This is a genomic window from Bradyrhizobium genomosp. III (assembly GCF_000261705.1).
Taxonomy (GTDB): domain Bacteria; phylum Pseudomonadota; class Alphaproteobacteria; order Rhizobiales; family Xanthobacteraceae; genus Bradyrhizobium; species Bradyrhizobium ottawaense.
In genome coordinates this window covers 1-4,406 of the sequence record NZ_AJQF01000335.1, presented here as the reverse complement: position 1 = coordinate 4,406, position 4,406 = coordinate 1, and the positions used below count along the sequence as shown (strand labels likewise).

Here is a 4,406-nt window from a genome sequence, read left to right as displayed (position 1 = left end):
GGTCGTCCTCGACGTCGATCGCGTCCTCGAGCTCGCGCCCGAGATGATGGCGGCCTGATACGGCGGCATCGTCGCCGACGGACTTGCAATTGGAAGTGCCCCCCGCAAAGGGGGAGGAAGCAGAGGTTCACATGCGAACTTGTCTCGTCGTTGATGATTCCAGCGTCATTCGCAAGGTTGCGCGCCGGATCCTGGAGGGCCTCGACTTCCAGATCCTCGAAGCCGAGGACGGTGAGAAGGCGCTGGAGGCTTGCAAGCGCGGCTTGCCCGATGCGGTGCTGCTCGACTGGAACATGCCCGTGATGGACGGCTACGAGTTCCTCGGCCATCTCAGGCGCATGCCCGGCGGCGATCAGCCCAAGGTCGTGTTCTGCACCACCGAGAACGACGTCGCGCATATCGCGCGCGCACTGCATGCCGGCGCCAACGAATACATCATGAAGCCGTTCGACAAGGACATTGTGACGGCGAAATTCCAGGAAGTCGGCCTTATCTGAGCGATCGGCCGGAGGCCGAAGGATGCTTCGGCGCTCGTTTTCAACTGTACCCTTTCAGTCTGAGTTGGTGAGTAATGAGTGTTGCGTTCGCAGGTAATTCGACCACGACCGGCTCGCGCGAAGCGGGGCCGCTGCGGGTGATGATCGTCGACGACTCCGTCGTCATCCGCGGTCTGATCTCGCGCTGGATCGGTGCCGAGCACGACATGGAGGTCGCTGCCTCGCTGCGCACCGGGCTCGAAGCGGTCAACCAGATCGAACGCATCAATCCCGACGTTGCCGTGCTCGACATCGAAATGCCCGAGCTCGACGGCATCTCGGCGCTGCCGCAGTTGCTGGGGAAGAAGCGCGATCTCGTCATCATCATGGCTTCGACGCTGACCCGCCGTAACGCGGAGATCAGCTTCAAGGCACTGTCGCTCGGCGCCGCCGATTACATTCCGAAGCCGGAATCGACGCGCGAGGCGTCGGCCGCCGACATCTTTCATCACGACCTGATCCAGAAGATCCGCCATCTCGGTGCGCGGCTGCGTCGCAAGGCCGCGGTCGCAAGCCCGCCGCTGGCGCCCGCAAGCCCGGCTCCGGCCCCGCGTAGTCCTGTTGCGCGGCCCACAGCGCCCGTTCCGGCGGTGCCTGCTGCGTCGTCAGGGGCGCTCACCATGCGCCCGTTCTCCACTCAGGCGCCCAAGGTGCTGCTGATCGGCTCCTCGACCGGCGGTCCGCAGGCGCTGATGGCGCTCGTCACCGAGCTCGGCCCGGTGATCGACCGCTTCCCGGTGCTGATCACCCAGCACATGCCGCCGACCTTCACCACCATCCTTGCCGAGCATCTGGCGCGTTCGAGCCGTAAGCCGGCAGCCGAGGCGGTCGACGGCGAGCCGGTGAAGCCGGGGCGGATTTATCTTGCGCCCGGCGGCAAGCACATGCGCGTGGTGCGCAGCGGCGCGGACACCGTGATCGCGCTCGACGACGGCCCCGCCGTCAATTTCTGCAAGCCCGCGGTCGATCCGCTCTTCACCTCCGCCATCGACATCTGGCACGGCAGCATCCTCTCCGTGATCCTGACCGGCATGGGCTCGGACGGTATGCGCGGCGGCAAGGACATCGTTGCCGCCGGCGGCAGCGTCATCGCGCAGGACGAAGCCTCCAGCGTGGTCTGGGGCATGCCGGGCGCGGCGGCCAATGCCGGCATCTGCGCGGCGATCCTGCCGCTCAACCAGATCGGCGCCAAGGTCAACCGCCTGTTCGCGGGAGATCGCGCGTGACGCCGGTTGACTACGACTATCTGCGTAAGTTCCTGAAAGAGCGCTCCGGACTCGATCTGTCCCCCGACAAGCAATATCTGGTCGAGAGCCGGCTCTTGCCGCTGGCGCGCAAGGCGAGTCTGTCAGGCATTCCCGATCTCGTGCTGAAGATCAGGAACGGCGACGGCCGGCTTGCCACCGACGTCGTCGAAGCGATGACCACCAACGAGACCTTCTTCTACCGCGACAAGATTCCCTTCGATCACTTGCGCGACACCATCCTGCCGGGCCTGATCAAGGCGCGCGCGGCGCGCAAGAGCTTGCGCATCTGGTCGGCGGCGTCGTCGACGGGTCAGGAGCCCTATTCGATCGCGATGTGCGTGAAGGAGATGGGCGCAGCGTTGGCCGGCTGGCGCATCGAGATCGTCGCCACCGATCTGTCGCAGGAGGTGCTGGAGAAATCCAAGGCCGGAATCTACAGCCAGTTCGAAGTGCAGCGCGGCCTGCCGATCCAGCACCTGATGAAGTATTTCACGCAAGCCGGCGAGACCTGGCAGCTCAATGCCGACATTCGCGCCATGGTGCAGTTCCGCCAGCTCAATCTGCTGCAGGACTTCTCCCATCTCGGCACGTTCGACGTGATCTTCTGCCGCAACGTGCTGATCTATTTCGACCAGGACACCAAGGCGGTGATCTTCGAGCGGATGGCGAAGGGCCTGGAGGCCGACGGCACGTTGCTGCTTGGCGCCGCCGAATCCGTCGTCGGCATCACCGATGCGTTCCGTCCCATCACCGACCGCCGCGGTCTCTACCAGCTCAACCCCGCACGCTCCGGCCGCCCCATGGGCGGATTGATGCCGCAGCCGCTGAAGATTGCTGCGGCGAGGTGAATTCCTCCACGCGTTAGGAATCGTAGGGTGGGCAAAGGCGCACTTGCGCCGTGCCCACCATCGATCCAATTGTGCAACTGAAATGGTGGGCACGCTTCGCTTTGCCCACCCTACGATACTGCTGCGAGGTGAATCTTCTCCTCGTCATTCCGGGGCGGCGCGTCAGCGCCGAGCCCGGAATCCATAACCACAAGCCATCGTAACAGGCAGGTGGTTAGACGCGGGGCCATTCGATCCGCCTGGGACCATGGATTCCGGGCTCGCGACTTTGTCGCGCCCCGGAATGACAAATCACAAAATCGCATGCGGCAGAAACCGCGAGCGGTTGCCCGTGATCGGGCTCTCGTCCTCGCGGATCGACAATCCGCACGGCTCGTGGTTCACCAGCCAGCTTCCCACCACCGGATAGAAGCCTGAAAAATTCGGCAGCGGCGAGAGCGCTTGGCGCACGAAACCTTCGGCGCCGTAGGGACCTTCCTGCTCGTCCAGCGATACGCCGCCGGACACGATCGTGACGTTGGCGCCTTCGCGCGACAGCAGCGGCTTGCGGACATACGATGTTCCGAGCTCCGCTGCCCGCGCGTCGTCCTCGAAGAACGCCGGCAGCAGATGGGGATGGTTCGGAAACATCTCCCACAGCAGCGGCAAAATGCCCTTGTTGGAGAGCACCGCTTTCCACGGCGGCTCGATCCAGCGCGTCGGCGCCTCCTTCAGCTTCGCGCCGAAGGAATCCTGGAACATCCATTCCCAGGGATAGAGCTTGAAGGCGAGTGCGATGTCGGCCTCGTCGAGATCGACGAAGCCGCCAGGCTCATCGCGCCAGCCGACCTCTTCGATGTCGAGCAACCTGGTCGAGAGGCCGGCCTGGCGCGCGGTGTCCTCGAGATAAGCGAGCGTGCCGGCGTCTTCCGAGTTGTCGGTGGTGCCGGTGAGATGGACGTGGCGGCCCGCGGCGATCTCCTTCCACGCCGCGATCAATCGCTCATGGATGGAGTTGAACTGATCGGCGCGAACAGGGACGATGCGGCGCTCGATCGCCTGCTCGAGCCAGGTCCATTGAAACACCGCGGCCTCGAAGATCGAGGTCGGCGTATCCGCGTTGTATTCGAGCAGTTTTGCCGGCGACTTGCCGTCGAATTTCAAATCGAGCCGGCCATAGAGGCTGCGGTCGTCGCGCTGCCAGCTCTCGGCGATCAGGCTCCAGAACGCTTCCGGAATCTGCAAGCGCCGCAAATATCGCTCCTCGCCGATGACGCGGCCGGCAAGCTCCAGGCACATCGCCTCGATCTCGGCGGTCGGCGTCTCGATGCCGCGCTCGATCTCGTCGAGCGTGAAGCCGTAATAAGCGCGCTCGTCCCAATAGCGTTCGCCGTCGATGGTGTGGAAGACGAAGCCGCATTGCGCCGCGGTCTCCCGCCAGTCGTCGCGCTCCAGGCAATTGATGCGCTGCATGGATCAACCGCCGCCCGAGAAGCCATGGCCGAACGAGCCGAAGCCGCCGCGGCTGACGCTGCTGTGGCCGGAATCGGACGACGTGCTCGAGGAGGAATGGCTCGAAGAATCGCTGCTGAAGAAGCTCGACCGCGACGACCAGCGCGAGCTGCTGCCGCCTGACGAGCTGCTGCCGCTGCTGCTTGTGCAGGTCGTGGTCGTCTGCCCCGGCACGGCGCCGGGCGTGGGCTCGCAATTCTGCCGCGGCATCATCGTGTAGGCGGTGGTGCCGACCGCGAGCGTGCCCATCACCAGCAGGGCGACATGGCCTGAGCGCTTCGTCG

5 protein-coding genes are annotated in these 4,406 nt (G+C 64.7%); 3 read left to right on the top strand and 2 right to left on the bottom strand.

The window, feature by feature from the left end:
- The first annotated feature begins 131 nt into the window (after window positions 1-131).
- The 3 genes from IC66_RS0127005 (at window position 132) to IC66_RS0126995 (ending at window position 2,631) form a co-directional block, all read left to right on the top strand.
- Window positions 132-497, top strand: a complete 366-nt coding sequence (locus tag IC66_RS0127005) for a response regulator (RefSeq protein ID WP_007600538.1) — start codon at window positions 132-134, stop codon at window positions 495-497.
- A 74-nt stretch (window positions 498-571) separates the two neighbouring features.
- Entirely contained in the window at window positions 572-1,762 is a 1,191-nt protein-coding gene (locus tag IC66_RS0127000) for a protein-glutamate methylesterase/protein-glutamine glutaminase (RefSeq protein WP_038949768.1), read from the top strand.
- On the top strand, window positions 1,759-2,631 hold the full coding sequence (locus tag IC66_RS0126995) for a CheR family methyltransferase (protein ID WP_028142186.1): 873 nt from the start codon (window positions 1,759-1,761) through the stop codon (window positions 2,629-2,631). The genes IC66_RS0127000 and IC66_RS0126995 overlap by 4 nt, the downstream gene beginning before the upstream one ends.
- Window positions 2,632-2,922: 291 nt before the next feature.
- Here the strand turns inward: IC66_RS0126995 and IC66_RS0126990 are convergent, their stop codons facing one another.
- Window positions 2,923-4,083: a glutathionylspermidine synthase family protein gene (locus IC66_RS0126990; protein ID WP_028142187.1), complete on the bottom strand. Its 1,161-nt coding sequence runs from the start codon at window positions 4,081-4,083 to the stop codon at window positions 2,923-2,925.
- Between the two features lie 3 nt (window positions 4,084-4,086).
- The coding region (locus IC66_RS48460; protein ID WP_244429175.1) for a hypothetical protein at window positions 4,087-4,406 on the bottom strand (320 nt) is incomplete at its 5' end.

Coding starts and splice junctions, on each gene's coding strand:
- IC66_RS0127005 (WP_007600538.1), top strand. CDS start 132: ATGCGAACTTGTCTCGTCGTTGATGATTCCAGCGTCATTCGCAAGGTT.
- IC66_RS0127000 (WP_038949768.1), top strand. CDS start 572: ATGAGTGTTGCGTTCGCAGGTAATTCGACCACGACCGGCTCGCGCGAA.
- IC66_RS0126990 (WP_028142187.1), bottom strand. CDS start 4,083: ATGCAGCGCATCAATTGCCTGGAGCGCGACGACTGGCGGGAGACCGCG.